The 25,142-nt window shown below is 69.3% G+C and carries 19 protein-coding genes; 11 read left to right on the top strand and 8 right to left on the bottom strand.

Going from position 1 to position 25,142, the window contains the following annotated elements; all coding sequences use genetic code 11:
- Positions 1–7: 7 nt before the first annotated feature.
- Positions 8–700, bottom strand: coding sequence for a P-loop NTPase family protein (locus QRN67_RS04110; RefSeq protein ID WP_106934398.1), 693 nt, complete (start codon positions 698–700; stop codon positions 8–10).
- Between the two features lie 84 nt (positions 701–784).
- The gene (locus QRN67_RS04105; RefSeq protein WP_081269407.1) at positions 785–1,543 is read right to left on the bottom strand and encodes a hypothetical protein; all 759 of its coding nucleotides are present in this window, start codon (positions 1,541–1,543) and stop codon (positions 785–787) included.
- A 114-nt stretch (positions 1,544–1,657) separates the two neighbouring features.
- On the opposite strand from QRN67_RS04105, the gene smc reads away from it, so the two are divergent.
- The 5 genes from smc to def all read left to right on the top strand — a co-directional run bounded on the left by smc (position 1,658) and on the right by def (position 9,521).
- A complete protein-coding gene (smc, locus tag QRN67_RS04100) occupies positions 1,658–5,173 on the top strand; it encodes a chromosome segregation protein SMC (RefSeq protein ID WP_285410646.1) in 3,516 nt (1,171 codons plus the stop codon).
- 16 nt (positions 5,174–5,189) lie between these two features.
- Positions 5,190–6,293 carry a cell division protein ZipA C-terminal FtsZ-binding domain-containing protein gene (locus tag QRN67_RS04095; RefSeq protein WP_081269409.1) on the top strand — a complete coding sequence of 368 codons (1,104 nt, stop codon included), beginning with the start codon at positions 5,190–5,192 and terminating at the stop codon, positions 6,291–6,293.
- 22 nt (positions 6,294–6,315) lie between these two features.
- Positions 6,316–8,400: an NAD-dependent DNA ligase LigA gene (gene ligA, locus QRN67_RS04090; RefSeq protein ID WP_285410644.1), complete on the top strand. Its 2,085-nt coding sequence runs from the start codon at positions 6,316–6,318 to the stop codon at positions 8,398–8,400.
- A 112-nt stretch (positions 8,401–8,512) separates the two neighbouring features.
- Positions 8,513–8,932 (top strand): hypothetical protein, encoded by a 420-nt coding sequence (locus QRN67_RS04085; RefSeq protein WP_285410642.1) that lies wholly within the window; start codon positions 8,513–8,515, stop codon positions 8,930–8,932.
- 49 nt (positions 8,933–8,981) lie between these two features.
- On the top strand, positions 8,982–9,521 hold the full coding sequence (def, locus tag QRN67_RS04080; RefSeq protein WP_285410640.1) for a peptide deformylase: 540 nt from the start codon (positions 8,982–8,984) through the stop codon (positions 9,519–9,521).
- 3 nt (positions 9,522–9,524) lie between these two features.
- Here the strand turns inward: def and QRN67_RS04075 are convergent, their stop codons facing one another.
- Positions 9,525–9,920, bottom strand: a complete 396-nt coding sequence (locus QRN67_RS04075) for a DoxX family protein (RefSeq protein ID WP_081269413.1) — start codon at positions 9,918–9,920, stop codon at positions 9,525–9,527.
- Positions 9,921–10,070: 150 nt separating this feature from the next.
- On the opposite strand from QRN67_RS04075, the gene QRN67_RS04070 reads away from it, so the two are divergent.
- The 4 genes from QRN67_RS04070 (at position 10,071) to QRN67_RS04055 (ending at position 14,789) form a co-directional block, all read left to right on the top strand.
- The gene (locus QRN67_RS04070) at positions 10,071–11,105 is read left to right on the top strand and encodes an amino acid ABC transporter substrate-binding protein (RefSeq protein ID WP_081269414.1); all 1,035 of its coding nucleotides are present in this window, start codon (positions 10,071–10,073) and stop codon (positions 11,103–11,105) included.
- Positions 11,102–12,100 (top strand): amino acid ABC transporter permease, encoded by a 999-nt coding sequence (locus QRN67_RS04065; RefSeq protein WP_285410638.1) that lies wholly within the window; start codon positions 11,102–11,104, stop codon positions 12,098–12,100. The genes QRN67_RS04070 and QRN67_RS04065 overlap by 4 nt, the downstream gene beginning before the upstream one ends.
- Positions 12,097–13,152 (top strand): amino acid ABC transporter permease, encoded by a 1,056-nt coding sequence (locus QRN67_RS04060; protein ID WP_285410636.1) that lies wholly within the window; start codon positions 12,097–12,099, stop codon positions 13,150–13,152. The genes QRN67_RS04065 and QRN67_RS04060 overlap by 4 nt, the downstream gene beginning before the upstream one ends.
- Positions 13,153–13,424: 272 nt before the next feature.
- Positions 13,425–14,789, top strand: a complete 1,365-nt coding sequence (locus QRN67_RS04055) for a homoserine dehydrogenase (RefSeq protein ID WP_285410634.1) — start codon at positions 13,425–13,427, stop codon at positions 14,787–14,789.
- A 9-nt stretch (positions 14,790–14,798) separates the two neighbouring features.
- Here the strand turns inward: QRN67_RS04055 and QRN67_RS04050 are convergent, their stop codons facing one another.
- From QRN67_RS04050 to QRN67_RS04040, 3 genes are read right to left on the bottom strand one after another with little or no spacing between them, the layout of a single operon-like run.
- On the bottom strand, positions 14,799–15,197 hold the full coding sequence (locus QRN67_RS04050; protein ID WP_285410631.1) for a PPC domain-containing DNA-binding protein: 399 nt from the start codon (positions 15,195–15,197) through the stop codon (positions 14,799–14,801).
- 4 nt (positions 15,198–15,201) lie between these two features.
- Complete coding sequence (pgm, locus tag QRN67_RS04045; RefSeq protein ID WP_285410630.1) at positions 15,202–16,857, bottom strand: phosphoglucomutase (alpha-D-glucose-1,6-bisphosphate-dependent); 1,656 nt, start codon at positions 16,855–16,857, stop codon at positions 15,202–15,204.
- Positions 16,854–17,531, bottom strand: a complete 678-nt coding sequence (locus tag QRN67_RS04040) for an HAD family hydrolase (RefSeq protein WP_285410628.1) — start codon at positions 17,529–17,531, stop codon at positions 16,854–16,856. Before QRN67_RS04040 ends, pgm begins: the two co-directional genes overlap by 4 nt.
- 168 nt (positions 17,532–17,699) lie before the next feature.
- Between QRN67_RS04040 and QRN67_RS04035 the strand changes: the two genes are divergently transcribed.
- Complete coding sequence (locus tag QRN67_RS04035; RefSeq protein ID WP_106934408.1) at positions 17,700–18,035, top strand: hypothetical protein; 336 nt, start codon at positions 17,700–17,702, stop codon at positions 18,033–18,035.
- 222 nt (positions 18,036–18,257) lie between these two features.
- Positions 18,258–19,550, top strand: coding sequence for a putative bifunctional diguanylate cyclase/phosphodiesterase (locus QRN67_RS04030; RefSeq protein ID WP_234382557.1), 1,293 nt, complete (start codon positions 18,258–18,260; stop codon positions 19,548–19,550).
- Between the two features lie 19 nt (positions 19,551–19,569).
- On the opposite strand, the gene QRN67_RS04025 is transcribed toward QRN67_RS04030, so the two are convergent.
- Together QRN67_RS04025 and bcsZ are read right to left on the bottom strand one after the other, a co-directional pair.
- Entirely contained in the window at positions 19,570–23,898 is a 4,329-nt protein-coding gene (locus tag QRN67_RS04025; protein WP_285410626.1) for a cellulose synthase subunit BcsC-related outer membrane protein, read from the bottom strand.
- Positions 23,874–25,136 (bottom strand): cellulose synthase complex periplasmic endoglucanase BcsZ, encoded by a 1,263-nt coding sequence (gene bcsZ / locus QRN67_RS04020; protein ID WP_285410624.1) that lies wholly within the window; start codon positions 25,134–25,136, stop codon positions 23,874–23,876. The genes QRN67_RS04025 and bcsZ overlap by 25 nt, the downstream gene beginning before the upstream one ends.
- Positions 25,137–25,142 lie beyond the last annotated feature (6 nt).

The raw sequence follows: 25,142 nt of genomic DNA, 5'->3' as shown, positions 1-25,142 counted from the left end.
CGCAGGCTCAGAGCGGCAGCGTGTCGAAGGCCGCGTAGGCGGTGGCCAGCCACGACTTCACGCGTTGCCGCTCCAGCAGTCCCAGCGCATGCGGCCCTTCGCGGTCGTTCACGGCCTTCCAGAAGCTCGTGTTCTGCGCATCGATCTTGCGCATGCTCGCCTCGTGCAGGCGGGGCAGCGCTATCACGCGCGCGCCGTTGGCCGTGGCCTTGGAGAGAGACTGCGAGGCCAGCAGCATCCCGAAGTCGCTGCCGCGCCCGTAGTTCTGCACCACGATGTAGTTGGGGCGGTTGCCGAAGGTGTCGATCAGGCTGCCGAGCAGGTCGGTCGAATCCTTGCCGTCGTCCAGCACGTGCCAGAAGTTGACCGTGACGCCGATCTCGGCGAACACGTCGAACAGGTCCGACTCCTTGATCCAGCGCGACAGCGGCGCCAGCGTCTGCGCGGCGAGGTCGACGATCACGCTTTGCTGCGGGTTGGTCTCGAAGCCGTTCACCACGGTGTCCAGGCCCTCGAAGCTGTCGACCACCACCGGCGATGCGAAGCCTTCGTAGAAGCGGGTGAACGAGCTGTGCGAGCGGTCGGTGTCGAAGCCGGTGAAGGGGCGGCTGTGGTCGATGAAGTACTGGGCCAGCACGCGTGCCGTGACCGACTTGCCGACACCGCCTTTTTCGCCGCCGATGAAATTGATGGAGCTCATGTACTGCTGCTGCCTCTGAAGGGTTGAGGGGGTAAGGGCGATTTCATTCTAGGGGCGCCGCCTTGCGGCTCCGCGTCTGCCGGCCTACTTGGGCACGAGCGTGAAGAAGGGCATGACCACGCCCATGATCCAGTTCTGGCCGAAGTCGAGCGCGGCCCGGCGGTATTTCTCGTCGGCCTGCGCGGCCAGCAGGTCGAGCCGGGCCACCACCTTCGACAGCTCGCGGTCGGCCACGAGGTTGCGGCCGCGGTCGCTGATCTCGGTGGCCAGGAGCAGCGGCTGGCCGTCGGGCCCGGTCTTGGAGGAGATCAGCCAGAGCGAGATCTCGAAGTTGCGCGCGGCCCGGAAGCTGTTTTCGGCGTTGACGCCGTCGATCATGGTCTGGTCCCAGGTGTCGCCGTTGGCCTGCTTGAGCATGGTTGCCCAGCCGAACACCAGTGCCGCCACGCGGTCGCCCTGGTAGCCCTGCGGCCCAGTGTCGAAGGCCATGCGGATCGCGTCGATGCCGGTGGCGCCCTTCAGTTCGGGCAGGGGCGGGCCCTTGAGCACGGCATCCCAGGCGCGCTGGGTGGCTTCCTCCATGCTGGGCGCCGACTTGCGCCATTCGCGCGGGTTGCGCTTGTAGAGGGTGGACTGCACGCGCCGTACCGACTGGAGGTTGTCGCGCAGCGACAGGTTGGCAATGCGGTTGGCGCCGGACTGCATCCATTCCTGGCTGGCGTAGGGTTCGGCGCGCTCGGTGGATCGGACCGACGCGCAGCCCGCCACGCCGAACAGGACGGCCGCGCCCGCCAGCAGGCAGGCGCCGCGCGCCGCGAGGGTTGAAACCGGGGAATCGCTCATGCCCTGACGTTATCATCCACGGCTGGGGCGGCGGCCTGCTGCAAGCTGCAGGCCCGTGCAATTTTCCTTACAAATCAATACCTTGGCGCTATAACCAAGGCAGGCCGACAAGTCGTGCGTCTTAATTCCATCAAGCTCTCGGGCTTCAAGTCGTTCGCCGAACCCACCAACTTCCTGCTGCCGGGCCAACTGGTCGGCGTGGTCGGGCCCAACGGGTGCGGCAAGTCGAACATCATGGATGCGGTGCGCTGGGTGCTCGGCGAGTCGCGTGCGTCGGAGTTGCGCGGCGAGTCGATGCAGGACGTGATCTTCAACGGCACGACCACCCGCAAGCAGGCCAGCCGTTCGAGCGTGGAGCTGGTGTTCGACAACGCCGACCACCGCGCCGGCGGCCAATGGAACCAGTTCGGCGAAATCGCGGTGCGCCGCGTGCTCACGCGCGACGGCACCAGCAGCTACTACATCAACAACCAGCCGGTGCGCCGCCGCGACGTGCAGGACGTGTTCCTGGGCACCGGCCTGGGCCCGCGCGCCTACGCCATCATCGGCCAGGGCACGATCAGCCGGATCATCGAATCCAAGCCAGAGGAACTGCGCCTGTTCCTCGAAGAGGCCGCCGGCGTCTCCAAGTACAAGGAGCGCCGCCGCGAGACCGAGAACCGCCTGGGCGACACGCGCGAAAACCTCACGCGCGTGGAAGACATCCTGCGCGAACTCAACGCCAACCTCGAGAAGCTCGAGAAGCAGGCCGAGGTGGCCGCGCGCTACAACATGCTGCAGGGCGACGCCACGAAGAAGCAGCACCAGCTGTGGTTCCTCAAGCGCAGCGAAAGCAACGCCGACCAGGCCAGGATCAAGGCCGATTCCGAGAAGGCGATCAACGACCTCGAGTCGCGCACCGCCGACCTGCGCCGCATCGAGTCCGAGCTGGAGACCGTGCGCCAGGCGCACTACGGCGCCGGCGACCTGGTCAACCAGGCCCAGGGCAAGCTCTACGAGGCCAGCGCCGAAGTCGGCCGGCTCGAAGGCGAGATCCGCTTCGTGGTCGAAGGACGCCAGCGCGTCGAGCAGCGCCTGGTGCAGCTGCGCGAGCAGATGGGCCAGTGGGGCCGCCGACGCGAAGAGGCCGAGGCCGAGATCGAAACGCTGGCCGGCGCGGGTGTCGATGCGGAAGAGCAGGCCATCCTGCTCGCTGCCCAGCTGGAAGAACACGACGCGCGCATGCCCGAGCTCGAAGAAGCCGTGCAGCGCGCGCAAGACCAGGCCAACGCCCAGCGCACGACCGTCTCGCAGGTGCAGCAGCAGATCCAGGTGCTGGCCGCCGACCAGCGCAACATCGAAGAGCAGAGCCGCCAGCTCACGCAGCGCAGCGAACGCCTTCGCGCCGACCAGAACGCGCTGGCCGCGCCCGACGAGGCCCGGCTGCTCGACATGCAGGAGCAGCATGCCGCCGCGCAGGAAGCCGCGAGCGAGGCCGACGCGCGCCTGCAGGAACTGCAGGAATCGGTGCCGCAACTCGACGACGACCGCCGTGCCAGGCAGCAGGCGGTCAACACGGAGGGCGCCCGCCATGCCGAGTTCTCGGCCCGCCTCGATGCGCTGCGCGCGCTGCAGGAGAAGGTCAAGACCGACGGCAAGCTTGCGCCCTGGCTCGCCAAGCACGGCCTCGACGGGCTGCAAGGCCTGTGGAGCCGCATCCACATCGAACAGGGCTGGGAAAGCGCGCTTGAAGCCGCGCTGCGCGAGCGCCTGGGTGCGCTCGAAGTCAGCCGCCTGGACATGGTGCGCGCCTTCGGCAACGACGCGCCGCCCGCCAAGCTCGCCTTCTACAGCCCGCCGGCCGCGGGCGTGCCGGAAGCCGCTGCCGCGCTGCCTCGCCTTTCGAGCCTGCTGCGCCTGAACGACGCCGGCCAGCAGGCCCTGCTGACCGACTGGCTGCACGGCTGCTACACCGCCGAGAGCTTCGAGGAAGCGCTGGCCCAGCGCGCGACGCTGCAGGCCGGCGAAGTGATCTACGTGAAGAGCGGCCACGCCGTGTCTTCGCACAGCGTCAATTTCTACGCGCCCGATTCCGAGCAGGCCGGCCTGCTGGCCCGCCAGCAGGAAATGGAAAACCTGGAGCGCCAGCTGCGCGCCCAGACGCTCATCAACGAAGAAGCGCGCACCGCGCTGGTCCGCGCCGAAGCGGCCTATGCCGACGCCGCGCAGCGCCTCGTGACCGCGCGGCGCGAAGCCGCCGAGACCCAGTCGCGCGCGCACGAACTGCAGGTCGAGACCCTGCGCATGACGCAGCTGGCCGAGCAGACCCGCGCCCGCAGCCAGCAGCTGGCCGCCGACCTCGGCGAAGTCGATGCGCAGCTCGAGGAACTACAGGAACGCCGCATCGCCGCCGAAGGGCGCTTCGAAGAGCTCGACATGCAGCTGGCCGACAGCCAGGAGCGCCACGCCGAGCTGGACGAACGCGTGATCGAGGCCGGCCGTGCGCTGAACGCCAGCCGCGAGCAGCACCGCAGCCTCGAGCGACAGGCGCAGGAGGCCACCTTCTCGCAACGCACGCTCGAGGCACGCCGGGCCGAACTCAACCGCTCCATCGAAACCGCGGCGCAGCAGGTCGTGGCGTTGACCGACGAGGACGAGCGCGCCCGCGCCGAACTGAGCCGCCTGTCCGACGCCGCCGCGCAGGCCGGCCTGCAGGACGCGCTGTCGCTCAAGCTCGAACGCGAAGCGGCCCTGGGCTCGGCGCGCAGCCAGTACGACGACCTCACGCTCAAGCTGCGCGCCAGCGACGAGCGCCGCCTGCAGCTCGAGCGAGAACTCGAGCCGCTGCGCCAGCGCATCACCGAATTCCAGCTCAAGGAACAGGCCGCGCGCCTGGGCGTCGAGCAATACCAGCAACTGCTGGACGATGCCGGCGCCGACCTCGAAGCCATCGAGCAGTCGATCGAGACCGACAAGGTCAAGCTCACCGGCCTGCAGAGCGAAATCGACCGCCTCAACCGCGAAGTGGTCGCGCTCGGCGCCGTGAACCTGGCCGCGCTCGACGAACTGGCTGTCGCCAGCGAGCGCAAGACTTTCCTCGACGCCCAGTCGACCGACCTGAACGAGGCCATCGGCACGCTCGAAGACGCCATCCGCAAGATCGACGCCGAAACGCGCGACCTGCTCGGCGGCACTTTCAAGATCGTCAACGAGCACTTCAGCCGCATGTTCCCCGAGCTGTTCGGCGGCGGCAACGCCAAGCTCATGATGACCGGCGACGAGATCCTCGACTCGGGCGTGCAGGTGATGGCGCAGCCTCCCGGCAAGAAGAACCAGACCATCCACCTGCTCTCGGGCGGCGAGAAGGCGCTCACGGCCATCGCGCTGGTGTTCGCCATCTTCCAGCTGAACCCGGCGCCTTTCTGCCTGCTGGACGAAGTGGACGCGCCGCTGGACGACGCCAACACCGAGCGCTATGCAAAACTCGTCTCCGCCATGAGCCGTGAAACCCAGTTCCTGTTCATCAGCCACAACAAGATCGCCATGGAAATGGCCGAGCAGCTGATCGGCGTGACGATGCAGGAGCAGGGCGTGTCGCGCATCGTGGCGGTCGACATGGAGGCCGCCGCCTCCATGGTGGCGGCAGGCTGAGCCGGGCGGCACACCGATGAGCAGCCTCACTCTTGCCCTGACCATCCTCGGCGGCCTCGTCCTCGCGGCCGTCGTTGCCTACAACACCCTGATGTCGCGCCGCAACGCGCCGCGCCAGCCCGACGCGGTCGACGTCGCGCTGGCCGACGCCGAGCGCGCGATGTCCGGCTCGGCCGACGGCCTGGAGCCGACGCTGCACGTCGACCCCAACCAGGTGCCGGGCAGCGACCGCCACGAACCCCTGTTCGACCCCGACCTTCCGGCGCCCAGTGGCGTGCCCGTGCCGACCGGCGAGCGCCGCGGCGGGCTCGACCCGCTGATCGACGTGATCGCACCGATCTCGCTCGACGGCCTGGCTTCCGGCGATGCCGCCATTGCCGCCATGCCGCCCACGCGGCGCGCGGGCAGCAAGCCGGTGGCCATCGAGGGGCTCAACGAACTCAGCGGCCAGTGGGAGCCACCGGTACCGGGGCAGCGCTACAGCGCGTTCCAGGTGGGGGTGCAACTGGCCAACCGCACGGGCGCGCTCAACGAGATCGAATACTCCGAATTCGTGGTCAAGGCGCAGGCCTTTGCCGATGCAGTCAACGGTTCGCCCGAGTTTCCCGAGATGCTCGACGAAGTGGCGCGCGCCCGCGAACTCGACCAGTTCGCCAGCGCGCACGACGCGCAACTGGGCTTCGTGCTGCGCGCGCTGCACGCCGCCTGGAGCCCCGGCTACGTGCAGCAGAACGCGGCGCGGCTGGGCTTCGTGCCCGGCATCATTCCGGGGCGCATGGTTCTGCCGACGAGTGAAGTGGGGCTGCCGCCGATCCTCGGGCTGGCCTTCGACACGCAGGCCGCGCTGGCCGACGACCCGGCCCAGTCTGCCATTCGCGAACTGAGCCTGAGCCTGGACGTGCCGCAGGTCGATCGCGCCGAAGAGCCGTTTCGCCGCATGCGCGAAGCCGCCGCCACGCTCGCGCGCGAGATGGACGGCGTGGTGACCGACAGCGACGGCCAGCTGCTGCGCGACGAGACGATGGACGTGATCGGCAACGACCTCGAGCAGCTCTACGACACGCTCGACGGGCGCGACCTCGCGGCGGGATCGCCGCTGGCGCGCCGCCTCTTCAGCTAATTCGGACTTTCCGGAGACACCCATGACATCGCGCGACGAAGCGGCACGCGAAGCCGCCGCACTGAGCGAACAGCTCCACCGGCACGCCCACCTCTACTACGTGCTCGACGCGCCCGAACTGCCGGACGCCGAGTACGACAAGCTGTTCCAGCGCCTGCAGGCCATCGAGGCCGAGTACCCCGACCTGCGCACGGCCGACTCGCCCACGCAGCGCGTGGGCGGCAAGGTGCTCGACGGCTTCACCAAGGTGCGCCACAAGGTGCCGATGCTGTCGATCCGCACCGAGACCGACATCACCCCCGCGGGCGCCAGCGCCTTCGATGCGCGCGTGCGCAAGGAACTCGGCCTGGCCGAGGACGGGCCCCAGGTGGCGTACGTGTGCGAACTGAAGTTCGACGGTCTGGCCATGAACCTGCGCTACGAGAACGGCGTGCTGGTGCAGGCCGCCACGCGCGGCGACGGCGAGGTCGGCGAAGACGTGACGCAGAACATCCGCACGGTGCGCGAGATTCCGCTGCGCCTCGACGGCAAGGCGCCGCCGGTGGTCGAGGTGCGCGGCGAGGTCTACATGAAGCGCGCCGATTTCGACGCGCTCAACGAGCGCCAGCGCGAGAAGATCGCGGCAGGGCAGAAAAACGAGAAGGTCTTCGTCAACCCGCGCAACGCGGCTGCCGGCGCGGTGCGCCAGCTCGACCCGGCCATTGCCGCGGCGCGGCCACTGAGCTTCTTTGCCTACGGGCTGGGCGAGGTCACGCCGGCGAGCGAAGGCGGACCCGATTGCCCGACCCAGTTCGACTGGCTGGCGCAGTTCAGGGCCTGGGGCTTCCCGGTCGCCCGGCAGACGGCACGGGCCACGGGCGCGATCGAGCTGATCGCCTTCCACGAGAACATCGGCCGCCAGCGTGACGCCTTGCCCTACGACATCGACGGCGTGGTCTACAAGGTCGACAGCATCGAGCTGCAGCGCCAGCTGGGCTTCGTCACGCGCGAGCCGCGCTGGGCCGTGGCCCACAAGTACCCGGCGCAGGAGCAGTTGACCGAGGTGCTCGGCATCGAGATCCAGGTCGGGCGCACCGGCAAGCTGACGCCGGTGGCCAAGCTGGCGCCGGTGTTCGTCGGCGGCGTGACAGTGACCAACGCCACGCTGCACAACGAGGACGAGGCCCGCCGCAAGGACGTGCGGGTGGGCGACACCGTCATCGTGCGCCGCGCCGGCGACGTGATTCCCGAGGTGGTCGGCGTGGTGCCCGAGAGCCTCGCCAAGCCCGACGATCAGCGCGGCCCGCTGTTCACCATGCCGCACAAGTGCCCGGTGTGCGGTTCGGAGGCGGTGCGCGAGGAAGGCGAGGTCGATTACCGCTGCACCGGCGGCCTGTTCTGCGCGGCGCAGCGCAAGGAAGCCATCCTGCATTTCGCGGCGCGGCGCGCGGTCGACATCGACGGGCTGGGCGACAAGCTGGTGGAGCAACTGGTCGACGCGAACCTGATCCGCACCTTGCCCGATCTCTACAAGCTCGGCTTCACCACGCTGGCCGGGCTGGACCGCATGGCCGAGAAATCGGCCAAGAACCTGGTCGATGCGCTCGAGGCATCGAAGAAGACCACGCTGCCGCGCTTCCTGTTCGGCCTGGGCATCCGCCATGTGGGCGAGAGCACGGCCAAGGACCTGGCCAAGCACTTCGGCAAGCTCGACGGCATCATGGACGCGACCGAGGAGCAACTGCTCGAGGTGAACGACGTGGGCCCGGTGGTCGCCCAGAGCCTGCGCACCTTCTTCGACCAGCCTCACAACCGCGAGGTGGTCGAGCAACTGCGAGCCTGCGGCCTGACATGGGAAGAGGGCGAGTCCGCGGCCCGCGCGCCCAAGCCGTTGGCGGGCCTGACCTTCGTCATCACCGGTACCCTTCCTACGCTGAGCCGGGACGACGCGAAGGATAAATTGGAAGCAGCCGGTGCGAAGGTGGCCGGCTCCGTCAGCAAGAAGACCCACTACCTGGTTGCGGGCGAAGAAGCGGGCAGCAAGCTCGACAAGGCACGGGAGATCGGGGTCGAGGTGATCGACGAGGCGCGCATGCTGGAAATCCTGGCCCGCGGCGCTGCGGATTGAGACCCGGCTTCAGGTTCTCCTTACCGGTCGTTACCCGACTTCATCGGAGCGCAGTCAACAGGGGCTACAACCTGGCGTTGAAAGAAAACTGAAAGGCCACAAGGAGTCCCTCATGCAAAAAATTCGTGTTCTTGGTGCCTGCATTGCGCTTGGCGGCGTTGCGCTGCTGACCGGCTGTGTGGGCGTGCCGGGCGATCCCTACTACGGGGGCGGCTATTCGTCGGGGTATTCGTCGGGGCCTTACTACAGCGAGCCTGCGCCCGTGGTCGTGGCGCCGGCGCCTGTCTACATCAACGGTGGCGGCTACTACGAAAGCCGCCGGCCGTACTACCGCGACCGTCCCTACTACAACCGGCCTGCCTATCCTGCGGTGCGTCCGGGTTATCCCGGAGGCGGGCGACCGCCGCCGCCAGTTTGGGGTGGCGGGCGTCCGGGCGTGGCGCCGCCTGCAGTGGCTCCCTCGGCTCCCGGGCGAAACCCCAATGCGCGTCTCTGGACTTCACCGGACCAGAAGGGCACCACGCCTCCTTGATTGATCCCGTGGCGCGCGAAGGTCGCGGGGCTGTCGCGATAATCCCGCCATGGCCATCCGCGAAATCCTGAAAATGGGCGACCCCCGGCTGCTGCGCATCGCGCAGCCGGTGGCCGCCTTCGATACCGACGAACTGCACCTGCTGGTGCGCGACATGTTCGAGACCATGCATGCCGTCAACGGCGCGGGTCTCGCGGCGCCGCAGATCGGCGTCGACCAGCAGCTCGTGATCTTCGGTACCGACATCGTCAACCCCCGCTACCCCGACGCGCCTCCGGTGCCCCGCACGGTGCTGCTCAACCCCGTCATCACGCCCCTGAACGACGAGGAAGAAGAGGGCTGGGAAGGTTGTCTCTCGGTGCCGGGCCTGCGAGGCGTGGTGCCGCGCTTCGCCAATATCCGCTACACCGGGTTCGATCCGTATGGAGACGCGATCGATCGCGTTGCCACCGGCTTCCACGCGCGCGTGGTCCAGCACGAAGTCGACCACCTGCTGGGCAAGCTGTACCCGATGCGGGTGCGCGATTTCTCGCGCTTCGGCTACACCGAGGTCCTGTTTCCAGGCCTCGATGCCAATGACGACGATTGAAGCCTAGTTGTACTTGCTGCTCAGGGCGAAACGGCCGCCGCCCATGAAGGCGACGGCGAGTGCTGCAAACAGGAACATGCCTTGCAGTTCCAGCGCCCAGCCGCCTTGCTTGCCGAGTGAGGTCAGGTCCTTCATGTGGACCAGCGCAAAGGCCACCAGCATGTTGATGGCCACGATCCAGGCGGCAGGGCGCGTGTACAGGCCGATGATCAGCAGCACCGGCGCCACCACTTCACCGATGTAGACCAGGTAGGCCAGCGCGCCGGGAAGCCCGTGCTGGGCCAGCATGCCCGAGATGAAGCCGACGCCGCCCTGCAGCTTGGCAATGCCGTGCAGCAGGATCAGGACGCCAAGCGAAACGCGCAGGATGAACTTGCCGGTATCGTCGGATTTGACCATTTGAGTAGGTTCCAGATGAAGTGATTCGAGGGCCGTATGGTAGTGAACCTGCGTCGCTTCCGGACACATATGGATCCAACCCGGAGTTCTTTGGCAGAGTCCGGCGACGCCCCGTACACTGCCTTTTGCTTACTGTTGAGGAGAACACCAATGAACAATCGATTCCGCCCGGCGCTGCTTGCCGCCGCCTCCGTCATCGCCTTCGCGGCCGCCGCGCCAGCCTTCGCAGGCAAGACGCTCGACGCGGTCAAGCAGCGCGGCACCGTCAAGTGCGGCGTGACCAACGGGGTGGCCGGCTTTTCGGCACCGGACACGCAGGGCAACTGGTCGGGCCTGGACGTGGACACCTGCCGCGCCATCGCCGCGGCCGTGCTCGGCGACGGCAAGAAGGTCGACTTCGTGCCGCTCAATTCGCAGCAGCGCTTCTCGGCCCTGCAGGCCGGCGAGATCGACATCCTCGCGCGCAACACCACCTGGACGCTCACGCGCGACGCCTCGCTGGGCTTCAACTTCACCACCATCACCTACTACGACGGCCAGGGCTTCCTGGTGCCGAAGAAGCTCAAGGTGACGAGCGCCAAGCAGCTCAAGAACGCAACCATCTGCACCCAGTCGGGCACCACCAACGAGAAGAACGTGTCGGACTACTTCCGCGCGCAGGGCATCCCGGTCAAGACGGTGGTGTTCGAGAGCTTCGAGGCCTCGTTCAAGGCCTTCTTCTCCGGCCGCTGCCAGGCCTTCACGACCGACGCCTCGGCGCTGGCCGGACTGCGCAACAAGGAAGCGCCGAACCCCGACGACTACATCATCCTGCCCGAGCTGATCTCCAAGGAACCGCTGGCGCCGCTGGTGCGCCGCGGCGACGACGAGTGGTTCGCCATCGCCAAGTGGGTGCCCAACGCGCTCATCGAAGCCGAGGAGGCCGGCGTCACCCAGGCCAATGCCGACGAGCTCAAGGCCAACAGCAAGGACCCGGCGCAGCAGCGCCTGGTCGGCACCGGTGAAGACCTCGGCAAGCTGCTGGGCCTGGACAAGGACTGGTCGTTCCGCGCCATCAAGGCCGTGGGCAACTACGGCGAGATGTTCGAGCGCAACGTCGGGCCGAAGTCGGTTCTGAAGCTGCCGCGCGGCTCCAACAACCTCTGGAGCAAGGGCGGCCTCATTTACGCACCTCCGGTTCGATGAAGGGCGGGACGTCGCGCCGCGGCGTCTGGCTGGCCTGGGCGGTGCAGGCCGCGCTGGTGCTGGCCGTGGCGGCCGGTGCCGTCTGGGTGGTGCACCACGCGCTCGAGGTGCTCCGCGCGCGCGGCGTTCGTTCGGGCTTCGACTTCCTGACCGAGCCCGCGGGCTTTTCCATCAGCGAGGGCTGGCTCGACTTCGACGCGAGCCAGCCGTTCTGGCGCGCCTTTCTCGCGGGGCTGATCAACACGGTGCGCGCGGCGGTGCCGGCGGCCATCTTTTCGGTGGTGCTCGGCACGCTGATCGGCATCGGCCGTCTCGCGCCGCATGTGCTGCTGCGCGGCATCTGCACCGCGTACGTGGAACTGCTGCGCAACGTGCCGCTGCTGGTGCAGCTGCTGATGCTGGCCTTCGCGATGGCGAACCTGCTGCCCGACCCGACCGAGCCAGTGCATCTGCTGCCCGGCGTGTGGCTCAGCAAGGGCGGGCTCAGCGTGCCCTGGCCGGTGGCGGCCGAAGGCGGCTGGTGGCCGACGCATTTCGAATGGCCGGAGCGCGGCGACTTCGGCGTGAGCGGCGGTGCCGCGCTGAGCCCGGAATACGTGACCATCGTCGCCGGGCTGACCTTCTATTCGGCCGCCTTCGTGGCGGAAATCGTGCGTGCCGGCATCCTCTCGGTTCCGCAGGGCCAGATGCTGGCGGGGCAGGCGCTGGGCCTGTCTTCCGGGCAGCAACTGCGCATCGTGATCCTGCCGCAGGCGCTGCGGGTGATCGTGCCTTCGCTGACCAACCAGTTGCTGAGCCTGACCAAGAACTCGTCGCTCGCGGTGGCCGTGGGCTATCCGGAGCTGGTGTCGGTGGCCAACACCACCATCGGCTCGAACGGCCGGGCCTTCGAGTGCATCGCGATCATCATGGCGGTCTACCTGCTGCTGTCGCTGCTGATTTCCTTCGGCATGAACCGCTACAACGCGCGCGTCGCATTGCGAGGCTGGCGATGAGGAACGCCGCGCAGGGGCCCATCGCGTGGCGCAGCGAACTCTGGGGTTCGCCGCCGCGCGCTCTGGCAACGGTGCTGCTGCTCGCGCTGCTGGCGTGGGGCGGCTTCCATGTCGTCGAATGGGGCATCGTGCATGCGGTGTTCCGGCCCGACGCCGAAGCCTGCCGCGCCGTGCAGCACGGCGCCTGCTGGGGCGTGGTGGCCGAGAAGTGGCGGCCGATGCTGTTCGGGCGCTTTCCGTATGAAGAGCAATGGCGCCCGGCGATCGCGGTGGTCGTGCTGTCGGCGGTGACCGTGCTCAGTGCCTGGCCGCGCAGCTGGCGCTGGTGGCTGGCGCCGCTGTGGCTGGTCGCGCTGCTGCTCTTCGTGCTGCTCATGCGGGGCGGCGTGCTGGGGCTCAGCGGCGTACCGACCAGCCGCTGGGGCGGGCTGCCGCTGACCATCGGGCTGGCGGTGGTCGGGCTGGCGCTGGCATTTCCGCTTGCGCTGCTGCTGGCTTTGGGTCGCCGTTCGGGCTGGCCGGTGGTGCGCACGCTGAGCGCGAGCTACATCGAACTGGTGCGCGGCGTGCCGCTGATCTCGGTGCTGTTCATGGCGTCGTTCCTGCTGCCGCTGCTGTGGCCGGCCGGCTGGCAGCCCGACGTGCTGGTGCGCGTGCTCGCGGGCCTCACGCTGTTCGTTGCGGCGTATCTGGCCGAGATCATCCGCGGCGGCCTGCAGGCGGTGCCGCGCGGGCAGACCGAAGTGGCGATGGCGCTGGGCTTCGGCCGCTGGCCGGTGCAGCGCGACATCGTGCTGCCGCAGGCGCTGCGGCTGGTGGTACCGGCGCTGACCAACAGCGTGGTCGGCACATTGAAAGACACCTCGCTGGTCACCGTGGTCGGGCTGTTCGAGCTGACCGGCGCGCTGGGCCTGGCGCTGGGCGGCGACCCGACCTGGCGGCCTTTCTACCTCGAGGGCTACCTGTTCATTGCGGCCGTCTACTGGGTGCTGTGTTTCGGGCTCTCGCGCTACAGCGTGTGGCTCGAAAAGCGCCTGTCGGCCGCTTCCTGAGCCGGGCGCCGTCGGGCTGCGGTACACTCCGGCCCTTCATGCCGAGCCATAACTTCATCCCCGCATCCAGCGCAGCCCTGATGGCTCGCATGATGCCGCCTGCCTCCGCGCAGGCGATGGTTGTTGCTCGAATGATTACCACCATTACCACCGCGGCCACCTGAGCACGCGCAGGTGGCCGTTCCGGCAGCCACCTGGTGTATCGCTCTCTCCCCCGAACGAATGAACCCAGCTCTGGCAGCTGGGTTTTGTTTTTTCGTCTGGAGATGTCCATGTACCGCGATCCCGTTGAATCCCTCGAGCCCCTGCACGACAGCCGCCCGGCCGTCACCCGTACCCTGCGCGTGGGGATGATCGGCATCGGCACCGTGGGCTCGGGCACCTTCCGGGTGCTGGCCCGCAACCAGGCGGAGATCGCTGCCCGCGCCGGCCGGGCGATCGAGCTGGTGATCGTCGCGGCGCGCAATCTCGATCGCGCCGCGGGCGTCGTGGGAGGGAGCGTTCCCCTCACGGCCGACCCGATGCAGGTCGCCACGCATCCCGAGGTCGACGTGGTCGTCGAAGTGGCCGGCGGCACCGGTCCGGCGCTCGACTGGGTGCTGGCCGCCATCGCACACGGCAAGCACGTGGTCACCGCCAACAAGGCGCTGCTGGCGGTGCACGGCGCCCGCATCTTCGCGGCCGCGCGCGAGCAGGGCGTGGTGGTGGCCTACGAAGGCGCGGTGGCCGTGAGCATCCCGATCGTCAAGGCGCTGCGCGAGGGGCTGGCGGCCAATCGCATCGAGTGGGTGGCGGGCATCATCAACGGCACCACCAACTTCATCCTGAGCAAGATGCGCGACGAGGGCCTGGACTTTGCCGCCGCGCTCGCGCAGGCGCAGGCGCTGGGCTATGCGGAGGCCGACCCGACCTTCGACATCGAGGGCATCGACGCCGCCCACAAGCTCACGCTGCTCGCCGCCAACGCCTTCGGCATGCCGCTGCGGTTTGCCGATGCGCAGGTCGAGGGCATCAGCGGCCTGCAGGGCATCGACGTGGCCTGCGCCGAGCAGCTCGGCTTTCGCATCAAGCTGCTGGGTGTCGCGCACCGGCGTGCCGCCGGCGTCGAGCTGCGCGTGCAGCCCGCGCTCGTTCCCGCGGACCACCTGATGGCGCAGGTGAAGGGCTCGATGAACGCCGTCATGGTCAAGAGCGATGCGGCCGGCCTCACGATGTACTACGGCGCCGGCGCGGGCTCCGAGCAGACCGCATCGGCCGTGATCGCCGACCTGGTGGACGTGGCGCGGCTCGACGGCGTCGCTGCCGCGCAGCACGTGCCGCACCTGGGCTTCCATGCGCATGCGACGAATGCCCTGCAGGTGCTGCCGCGCGCGGCCGTCGACACATTGCACTATCTGCGCGTGCCGGTGCGGGCGGCCAGCCAGATCCAGGCGGTCACGGCTTGCCTCGGCGAGCAGAAGGTGCCGGTGCGGCAGGTGGCGCTGGCAGCCGAACGGCCTGGCCAGGGCCCGCAGGTGCTGGTGTTGACCGGACCGGCGACGCAGGGCACCGTGGACCTCGCGGTGCATGCGCTGCAGGAGCACGCGGCCGGTGTCGGCACGGTGACGACGCTGCGGGTGGAAGAACTCGCCGGCTGAACCCGGTGTTCAAGCCTTGGGGCGTGGCGCGAGTTCGGCGTAGCCCGTGGCCGGATCGTGCGCGCGGGCGAAGTGCCATTGGGGCAGCCACGCGACCAGTATCTCGGCGGTCGTGCGCACCGTGCAGCCCGGCGCGGCATGTCCGCCGAAGACACGTCCCTCGGCGTCCGCCACGCTGACGTGCAGGTGCGAGCCGTCCGGCGACAGGCTGCCCGCCAGCGTGAGGATTTCCAGGTCGCCCTCGATGCGGTTGGCATTCGCCGCGCCCGCAAAGCGGATGCTCGCGCCGCTCAGGCTGCCGATGCCGGAGACCACGAACGCCGCCTCGCCGCCGCCGTGCTTCAGCGCGAGATCGAGCGACGCGCGCAGGTCGTCGCCGGGGTTCAGCCGCAGCACCAGCGTCTGCACGCCCTCAGCCCCCCGACAGTGCTCCGTCGACCACCTTCTGCGCTTCTTCGAGAATGCGCGCGAGGTGCTCCGTGCCCTTGAAGCTCTCGCCGTAGATCTTGTAGATGTTCTCCGTGCCCGAAGGCCGGGCCGCGAACCAGCCGTTCGCGGTCACCACCTTCACGCCGCCGATGGCCGCGCCATTGCCGGGAGCGTGGCTGAGCACGTCGACGATCTTGTCGCCCGCCAGTTCGGTCGACTTGATCTGCGCGGGCGAGAGGCTGGACAGCCGCTTCTTCTGCTCGACGGTGGCCGCCGCATCCACGCGGTCGGACACCGGCTGGCCCAGCGCCTGCGTCAGCTCGGCATAGCGTTCGCCGGGGTCGCGCCCCGTGCGCGCGGCGATCTCGGCGGAGAGCAGGGCGGGCACCATGCCGTCCTTGTCGGTGGTCCATACCGAGCCGTCCTTGCGCAGGAAGGTCGCGCCCGCGCTTTCCTCGCCGCCGAAGGCCAGCGACGCATCGACCAGCCCGTCGACGAACCACTTGAAGCCCACCGGCACCTCGTACAGCTTGCGGCCCAGCCGCGCGGCGACGCGGTCGATCATCTGGCTGCTCACCACCGTCTTGCCGACGGCGGCTTGGGCGGGCCATTGCGGGCGGTGCGTGTAGAGGTAGTCGATCATCACCGCGAGGTAGCTGTTCGGCTGCATCAATCCGGTGCTGCCGGCGACGACGCCGTGGCGGTCATGGTCGGTGTCGCAGGCAAAGGCGATGCCGAACCGGTCTTTGAGCGCGATCAGCTTGTGCATCGCGTCGGGCGAGGACGGATCCATGCGGATGCGGCCGTCCCAGTCGAGCGACATGAAGCGGAAGGTGGGGTCGACCTCCTGGCTCAGCACGTTCAGGCGGGACAGCTTGTAGCGCTCGGCGATCGCCGGCCAGTAGTGCACGCCCGCGCCGCCCAGCGGATCGACGCCCAGGTCGATGTTGACGCCGCGGATGGCGTCCATGTCGAGCACCTGCGCCAGGTCTTCGACGTAGGTGTTGAGGTAGTCGTGCCGGTGGGTGGTGTCGGCGCGCAGGGCCTGCGCGAGCGGCAGGCGCTTCACGCCTTCGAGGTTGTTCGCCAGCATCGTGTTGGCCGCGGCTTCGACGGCCGAGGTGATGTCGGTGCCGGCCGGGCCGCCGTTGGGCGGGTTGTACTTGAAGCCGCCGCTCTCCGGCGGGTTGTGCGAGGGCGTGATGACGATGCCGTCGGCGAGCCCCGCGGTGCGCCCGCGGTTGTAGACCAGGATGGCGTGCGAGACGGCCGGCGTGGGCGTGTACTCGTCGTCCTTGGAGATCATCAGCTCGACGCCGTTGGCCGCCAGCACTTCCACCGCGCTGTTGAACGCCGGCGTCGACAGCGCATGCGTGTCGATGCCCAGGAACAGCGGTCCGTCGATGCCTTTCTGCCTGCGGTAGTCGCATATCGCCTGGCTGATGGCCAGCACGTGCCATTCGTTGAACGCGTTGTCGAAGGACGAACCGCGATGGCCCGAGGTGCCGAAGGCCACGCGCTGGGCCGGCACGGACGGGTCGGGCCGGCCGGTGTAGTAGGCCGAGATCAGGCGCGGCACATTGACCAGCAGGTCGAGCGGTGCGGGCTGGCCCGCGAGGGGATTGGTGGCTTGGCTCATGTCGATGGAAAGTCGAAGTTGATCAGGTCGCCGATGCGTTCGATGGTGATGTCGGCGGGAGCGTAGGCGGCGATGGCCTGCGCATCCAGCGCATAGTGTCCCTGCCGCACGAAGACCGTCGTCAGACGGTTCCCCCAGACGGCTTTCATGGCCGAGAGAATGCGCAGCTTGTCGTCGATCATCACGTAGCGCCCGGCAGGGTGGCTTTGCGCGACGGCGTCGAGCATTTCTTCCTTGTGCACGTAGATCAGCACGCGGCCGTCGGTGGCGTCCCACAGGCCCGAGCGCTGTACCTTGCGCGGCTGGAACACCACGTCGCCGTCGGACAGTATCACCGTGGGACCATGCCGGCGCAGGTGTTTCAGCGCGTCGAGCGCGCCCGGGTAGAGGCGCTCGGCGAACGGGTAGTCGATCAGGAAGCCAGATATCAGCAGCAGCCGCGAGTCGCTCATGCCGCGTCGGCTTTCTTCGGCCCGGTAGCGCTGCAGCGCGCCCAGGTAGTCGACATAGCCGAGCTCGGTGCGCAGGGCCTCGAGGGCGTCCCAGTAGCGCGCGGAGCTTTCGGCGCCGAAGTTTTCCTCGAGGTGGGCGTGCAGGTCGGCGATGACGCGGTCGTTGTCGAGCAGGGTGTTGTCGACGTCGATCAGGAAAACGGTGGACGGAGGCTGTGTCATGGGGTGTGCGGGCGGCGGCCGTCGATTGGCGCGTCGCATCCAGCATACGCCTGGCGGCCAAGGCCCGGCGACGGCCATGCGAATTAGTTGATGCCTTGCTGCCCGCTGGCTTAACCTCTGCCGCAGAACAGCCCGCTCCCCGATTCCCGGAGTTCCTGGAGGAAATCAATGCATATGACGAATGGCAGGTGCCTCGCCCTGGCCACCCTTGTGTTTGCGCTCGCCGGATGCCAGTCACCGCCGGCCGACAGGCCGCTGACCTCCGACGTTCCCGAGCCGCCGGGCTTCGCGCCGCCGCCCGAGACCTGCCAGGCCGCCGCCGCGCGCTTCGGCCTGGGACTGCGCGTGTCGCCGTTGCTGGTCGAGGAAATGCGCCAGCGCGCAGGTGCCCGGATGGCCCGGACCGTGCCGCCCGCCGAATCCCCCGATCCGGCCCAGGACGCCACGCGGCTCAACATCCAGGTGGAGCCGGGCGGCCGCGTGGCGGGTGCTTATTGCGGTTAGGCGCGAAGATAAAGCCCTTTTTTGCATGCACATGTGTTGTGCGCACACAGCGGCTGTCACAAATCCGCGCTCCAACGCGCCGAATAGCCAGAATTGGGAGAACAATAGCCCGCGACTTTCCGGAGCCACAGTCTTTTGTCGATCAAGCAACCTCCCGTCTCTCTGCCGTCGCATTACGACGGCTCGGCACGCCTTCCGCCAGATGAAGTGCTGCGTCCCCTGATGGACGATTGGGCACGTGCGGGCAAGCGTCTCGCGGCCGTGTGCTATCTCGACGTCGATCGCTTCGCGGAACTCAACGACCGCCTCGGCATGATTGCCGGCAATGCGGCGCTCGAAGAGGTCGCGCGCCGCATCAAGGCCCAGCTGCCGCGCGAGAGCGTCATGGCCCGGGTGGGCGGCGACGAATTCGCCGCCGTGTTCGCCGGCCTGGGCACCTCGCAATGCGCGCAGGTGCTCGAACGCATCCAGAACGCGCTGGCCGAACCCTGGACCTGGCGCGACCAGACGGCGAGCATCGACGCCAGCATCGGCGCGATGATGCTCGACAGCAACGGGCCGCCACCCGAGATCGCCTTGCGCCAGGCGCAGCACGCGGCCTTCTTCGCCAAGCGCGCGGCCGACGGCAAGGTGCACTATTTCGACGCCCCCCAGGCACGTGCCGACGAGCAGGTGGTGCGCGAGCGCCAGCGCATTCAAGAGGGGCTGCTGCAGGGCGAGTTCTTCCTGGTCTACCAGCCGAAGGTCGACATGCGCCGGGGCGAGGTCGTCGGCGTCGAGGCGCTCATCCGCTGGCAGCACCCCGAGCGCGGCCTGCTGCCGCCGATCCAGTTCGTGCCGCTCATCGAGGACGACGCGCTGGTCGAGCAGGTCGGCGACTGGGCCATCGCCACGGCCTTGTGGCAGGCGCACCAGTGGCGCCTGGCGGGCCTGCAGGTGTCGGTCAGCGTGAACGTGGCGCCGCGCCACATGATGCGCTGGGACTTCGTCGACCGCCTCGCGCGCCATCTCTCGCAGTTTCCCAAGCTGGGCGCGGGCATGCTCGAACTGGAGATCCTCGAGACCACGGCGATCAGCCAGTTCGCCAACGTGGCGCTGTTCGTCGAGGCCTGCAAGGCGCTGGGCGTGGGCGTGACCATCGACGACTTCGGCACCGGCTATTCGTCGCTGACCTACCTGCGCCAGCTGCCGGTGTCGGCCGTGAAGATCGACCAGTCCTTCGTGCGCGGCATGCTCGACAACGCGCAGGACCGGGCCATCGTGCAGGGCATCCTGGCGCTGCTGCATGCGCTGGGGCTCACGGCGGTGGCCGAGGGCGTGGAAACCGTGAAGCAGGGCGAAGCGCTGCTCGCCATGGGCTGCACGCTGGCCCAGGGCTACGGCATCGCCATGCCGATGGCCGCCAAGGACATCGTGAAATGGGTCGCCGCCTACGAGAGCGCGCCCCTGTGGGGCCGTGACACGACCCCCGACGAACCGGTGCCCGCGCCGCTCGCGGAACCGCCCACGGCCTGAGCCGCGGGCTTTCTTCCTCTTACAGCAGCGGCGTGTAGGGCGAGACCATCGGGCTCAGCGAGGTTCCGCCGCCGAGGCTCGGCACGCCCAGGTTGCTGGAGCCGCCGAACACATAGCGCAGGTACATGCTGCCGGTGAACTGGCGGTAGTTCTGCGCGTTGTTGAAGCCCAGCGCGCCGCCCAGGAACATCTTCGGCGCCAGCTGGTACTCCAGCACCGCGCCGAAGTTGTAGGCCAGGCCGGTCTTCGAACTGCTCGGATAAATGCCGTTGTATGCCGAGCTGCTCAGCCCCAGCGCCAGGGCCGCGTCCGCCACGCGCTGCGCATCGGTGTTGCGCGAGGGGTCGGTGGGGAAGTAGGGCGACGATTTCTGGGTGAACGACTGCACGCCCAGCGAGGCGTTCACGCGCCACGAGAACCGGTTCGCGCGGCCAGTCCAGTCGACCGGGAAGGCCACGCTCACGAAGCTCTGCGGGCTGAAGTAGCCGCCTTGCCCGAAGGTGTAGTAGCTCAGGTTCTTCTGGTAGCCCATCAGCCCGATGTTCATGCCCAGCGTGAGCTTGGAGCTGGGGCTGTCCAGCAGGTGCAGGTAGGCGCCGCCGCCGGTTTCCACGCGCGAGTTGCTCGCCACGTTCTTGCCGGTGAGGCTGTGCGCCGCCAGGTAGCTGTAGATGCCGTAGGTGCCGTCGTCGTAGCCGATGTCGCCGCGCACGCCGGTGGCAACAACGCCGCCCCAGCGTTCGCCGGTGCGCCCGTCCTTCGCGCCGGCGAAGGACAGCACGCTGTCGGTCACCGCGCGGCGGGAGATGTCGGCCTTGTAGGTCCAGGAGTCGCCGAAGCTGCCCTTGAAGGTCGCGTTGCCGACCACGTTGGTGGTCGGGAAGCCCAGCGGCGTGGTGCCGATGCCGCCCTCGAAGTTCTTGCCCTCGTAGCCCACGTTCAGGCCGACGCCCGCGGCGTTCTGCTGGCCCGGCGTGGTCTGGCTGGCGATCGAGTTGTAGAAGGCCGTGGGGCCGCCGCCGAAGCGGCTGGCGGTGGAGTAGGCGGAAGAGGGCGTGCCGGCGTCGACCACCGTCGGCGTGACGCCGACGACGATCTTGCCTTCGCCCACCGGGAAGCGTGCCTGGATCGGCAGCTGGAAGTCGGAGAGCTGGCTCAGGCCCGCTTCGCCCGCGCGGCTGCGGTACACCGTGCCCGCGGTGAGGCTCACCGCGCGCTGTGCTTCCAGGTCCTGCAGCTCCGACTGCAGCGAGCTTGCCGGTGCGGGCGCCGCGCGCAGCGGCGCGTTCCAGCTCGGCTCGCTGCGCGGCAGCGGCGTGTTGGCTTGCGCATAGGCCGCGTTGGCCGACGGATAGGCGGCCGGCGGATAGCCCGGCGCGGGATAGCCGGCCTGCTGCTGCGGATAGCCGGCAGGCTGCGCCTGCGGAATGTAGACCTGCTGCCCGCCCGGCTGCGCCATGTAGGCGGAAGCCTGCGGCGTGTTGTTGGCGGCCTTGCTGTTGCGCGCGGTGCGCGTGGTGGCGGCGCGGCCCTTGGTGTTCGATGTTGCGGCGGGCGCGGCGCCCCAGGGCAGCGCACCCGGTGCTGCCGCCATCGGGGCTGCCGGGTAGGCGGCGGGATAGGCACCGGCAGGGTAGCCCGCTGCAGGGTAAGCGGGGTAAGCCGCATTCGCCGCGACCGGGTAGGAGACGGGTTGCGAGCGTGCCTGCGCGAAGGGATTGCCGCCGGCGGCCGGATAGCCGGCCGGCACGGCCGCGCTCGGCGCGCCGCCGGTCATGCCTGCGAACGGGTTGGCGGGCGGCATCTGCGAAGGCGCTCCGCCCGCTCCCGCGAAGCCGGTCGAGGCGACCTGCCGTTCGGCTTCGACCGCGGCGCGCAAGTACTGCTCGGCCTTGCGGCTTTCGCCCGCGTTGCGGTAGACGCGACCGGCGGCGGCCAGCACGCGCGACTGGTCGGGTGCCTGCTTCAGCGCGGCCATCACGTAGTTCTCGGCCTCGCCGTGCTCGCGCTGCGCGCTGGCACTGGCGGCGGCGGCCAGCAGCGTGTCGAGGTCGGTCGGGTTGCGCTGCAGGATGCGCTGGTACAGCGCCAGCGCCTGGCCTTCGTCGCGCGCCGCCGAATACAGGCGGGCCAGCGCGGCCATCGCCTGCGGGTCGTTCGGGCGCTCGGCCAGCACCGGGGCCATCGCGTTGTAGGCGGCCTCGAGGTTGCCGGCTTCGCGCAGGGCGTCGGTCTGGCGCAGCGCAAAGGCGATGCGCAGGCTGTCGAAGTCGTTGCGCTGGCTGGCCGTCATGTTGACGCCGGCAAGCTGGCGCAGCACGGCGGACAGTTCGATGTCCTGCTTCGTCTTGAGCAGCACCGACGCATACAGCAGCCGGTCGCCGGTGCTCGGCGTGGGCGAGCGTGCGAGCAGCTGACGGCTCATGGCCAGTGCGCGCGGCGCGTCGCCGATCTCGGCGTAGGCGCCTGCGAGCTGGCCCCACAGTTCGGCCGGCATGTCCGCGCTCAGTGCCGATTCGGCCTGGGCGAGCACGCCGCGCGCGGCGTCGACCTGGCCTTGCCGCGCGAGTGCCTGCGCACGGGCGGCCTGCGACTGCGCCCACAGGCGGCGTTGCAGCGTCGCCATGTCGCGGGTGCGCGAGCCGGCGGGGATGCGTTCGAGGTACTGGATGCCGGCGGCCGAATCGCCGGTTTCGGAGGCGAGCAGGGCGCTGGCGTACAGCGCGTCGGGCATGTCGGGCTGCGACATCAGCAGCCCTTCCATCACGCCGCGCGCTTCGGAGACCATGCCCTGCTTGCGGTAGATGTTCGCGAGGTCGAGCCGCACCCAGGGGCTGTCGGGCGCCGCGAGCATCGCGTCTTCGAGCGTGCGCTGGGCGCCGGCCGCGTCGCCGGCATCCGCCTGCTGGCGGGCGCGGTTGCGCGCCTGCTCGACCTGGATGTCGCGCAGGCCGCCCAACTGCGTGGCCTGCTCGGGCGTGAGGCGGCGCGACAGCGCCAGCGCCTCGTCGGGGCGGCCGGTCTGCCCGTACACCGAGATCAGCCCGCGCAGCGCCTGCGTGTTCTGCGGCCTGCTCTCGAGCACGCGCTTGTAGCCCTGCTCGGCCTGCGCGAAGTCGCCGGCGGCGGCGCGCAGGTCGGCCAATGCGTTCTGGCCCACGGGTTCGCGCGGGTCGATGCGCACGGCGCGTTCATACAGCGACTGCGCACCGCGCAGGTCGTTCTTGCCCTGGGCGGCGCGCGCCTGCCCGACCAGCACCCAGTAGTTGGCGCTTTGCAGCGCCGAGTTCCACTTGGTGGCGCCGCCGCGCACGGCGCGCTCCAGCAGCTCCTGCGCTTCGGCAAAGCGCTCCTGGCGCATCCGCACCAGGCCCAGGCCGCCGAGCGCCTCGGTGTCGTCGGCCTTGGTGCGCAGCGCCTGCTGGAAGCGCTGCTCGGCGGTGGCCGGGTCGCCGCGTTCCAGCGCCTTGAAGCCTTCGCCCACCGGCACGTCGGGCGCATTCGCCGCGGCGGTCCTTGCGGTGGTGAGCGTTTCAAGCCGCGCGGACACGGCGGCATCGGCCTGGTTGTTGCTCAGGTAGTCCTGGTAGAGCGGGATGTCGGGCGCGCGCGCGTCGAGCCAGATCAGCGCCTGCCGCCAGGCGGCGCGCGCGGCGGTGGCCACGGCGGGCTGCTTGGCCAGCTCGACCAGTTCGCGGATGCCCGCGCGGCGCGTCGGTTCGCTGTAGGTCTTCTGCTGCGCGAGCGCGAGCCGGTAGTTGGCGTTTTCCGGGTGGTCCTTCACCAGCTGCTCGAGGCCCTTGCGGCCTTCTTCGATGCCTTGCGGCGTGCTGGCCAGCGCCTGGTAGTACTCCAGGGCCACGGCCTCCGGCGGCGGCCGGTTGTCGAACAGGCTGCGGTACAGCTCCACCGCCTCGGCGGAGCGTCCGGCACGCGCGGCGGCGCGGGCGCGCTGCAAGGTGCCGCCCTGCTGCCCGGGCTGCTGGGCCTGCTGCTGCAGGCGCGCGACGCGGGGATCGTTGGGATGCGCGGCGCGCAGGCGGTTGGTCCAGGTCCGCACCTGCTCGGCGTTGTTGCGCGACAGCTCGACCTGCGCCATGCCGTACATCGCGTCGGCGGATTGCGGGTTGACGCTCAGCAGTTTCTTCCAGCTCTCTTCGGCCAGGTCGGCGCGGCCCTGGGCCTGCCAGTAGTTGCCTTGCTCGATGAGGGCGGCGCTGGCGTCGGCCTGCGCGAAGGCCTGGCCGCCGGTGCCGAGCGCCGCGAGCATGCCGATGCAGGCCAGCCATTGCTGGGTGCGGAAGGAGGGGGGACGCTTCGGCTTCACGCCGGTCGATTGGGACGGCATAGCGTTCTCCATGATGTTTGCAGTTGGCCGTTGCGGCCGAATTCATAGCGGCCGTCGAGCCAGGCCTGGCCGAACAGCAGCAGCACCTGCTCGTAATAGGGCAGGGGCGCCGCGGCGGCCGCGCCGGAGGTCGCCGCGGCCGGCAAGGCGGCACGGCCGCCCGGTACGCGGGCGACCTGCGTGGCCAGCGCCTCGGTTTCGTCCAGCGCCTTGAGGTAGGGCAGCATCGCGCCGGCAAAGCCCAGCGGCGCCATGCCGCGCACCGCACCGGTCACGGTGTCGACGTACTCGGGCACCGGCTGCTTGTCGGCCAGCAGCAGCCGCGGGCCGCGCAGTTGCGCCAGCAGCATCTTGCGGGCCGGGTCCTTGTCGGACAGCATGCCCGCCCAGAGGTAGACGCGAATGGCGTCGTAGCTGCCGGTGACGCCCTTCTGCGGGTCGGCCACGAAGGCGCGGGCGTCCTGCGACCAGGCGCACCAGTCGGGCGCGAAACCCTTGGGCGTGACGCTGCCGAACATGCGCAGCGTGTTGTCCGTGACTTCGTGCCACGGCCCGCTCGGGTCGGCCTGCTGGAAATAGCGCAGCAGCTGCAGCGGCATGTAGCTCGGGTTGAGCCGCCAGAGCGGCCCGCTCGCTACCGACTTGGGCCAGGGCAGCAGCATGCGGCCGAGCCCGGGCAGCGAGATCACGTCGTCGCGCACCGCCAGCGCGAGCAGGCTGCGCCCGAGCGTGCGGTAGCGGTTGTCGTTCCAGAGGCGGCCGGCCTCCATCAGCGCATAGGCGATCCAGAGGTCGGAGTCCGACGCCGCATTCGGGTCGAGCACGCCCCAGCCGCCTTCGGGCTTGCGGCCCCATTGCCAGGCCGGCAGCTGCTTGGCGAGGCTGCCGCCGGCGAGGTTGGCCTCGGTCCAGGCCAGCACGCGGGCGAAGATGTCGCGGTCGTTGTGCACGAGCGCGAAGAACAGCGCGTAAGACTGCCCTTCGGAGGTGGACTGCTGCTGCGCGGTGTTGAAGTCGATCACCCGGCCGTCGGGCTGGATGTGGCGCGCCGCGAAGGCGGCCCAGTCTGTTGCCGGATGGCAGGTAGCGGCTGTGTTCGGTGCAGGCGCCGCGGCGGGCGCGGGCGCCTGTGCACCCGCCAGCTTCGGCAGTGCAAGGGCGAGTCCGGCGGCCGCCAGCAGGTTGCGGCGGCTCGCCAGTGGGGTGGCGGGAGGGCGGAAGGTCGGCAGGCGTCGCATGGGTGG

This window comes from Variovorax sp. efr-133-TYG-130 (assembly GCF_030208835.1).
Taxonomy (GTDB): Bacteria; Pseudomonadota; Gammaproteobacteria; order Burkholderiales; family Burkholderiaceae_C; genus Variovorax.
This window is presented reverse-complemented; position numbering and strand designations above follow the sequence as displayed.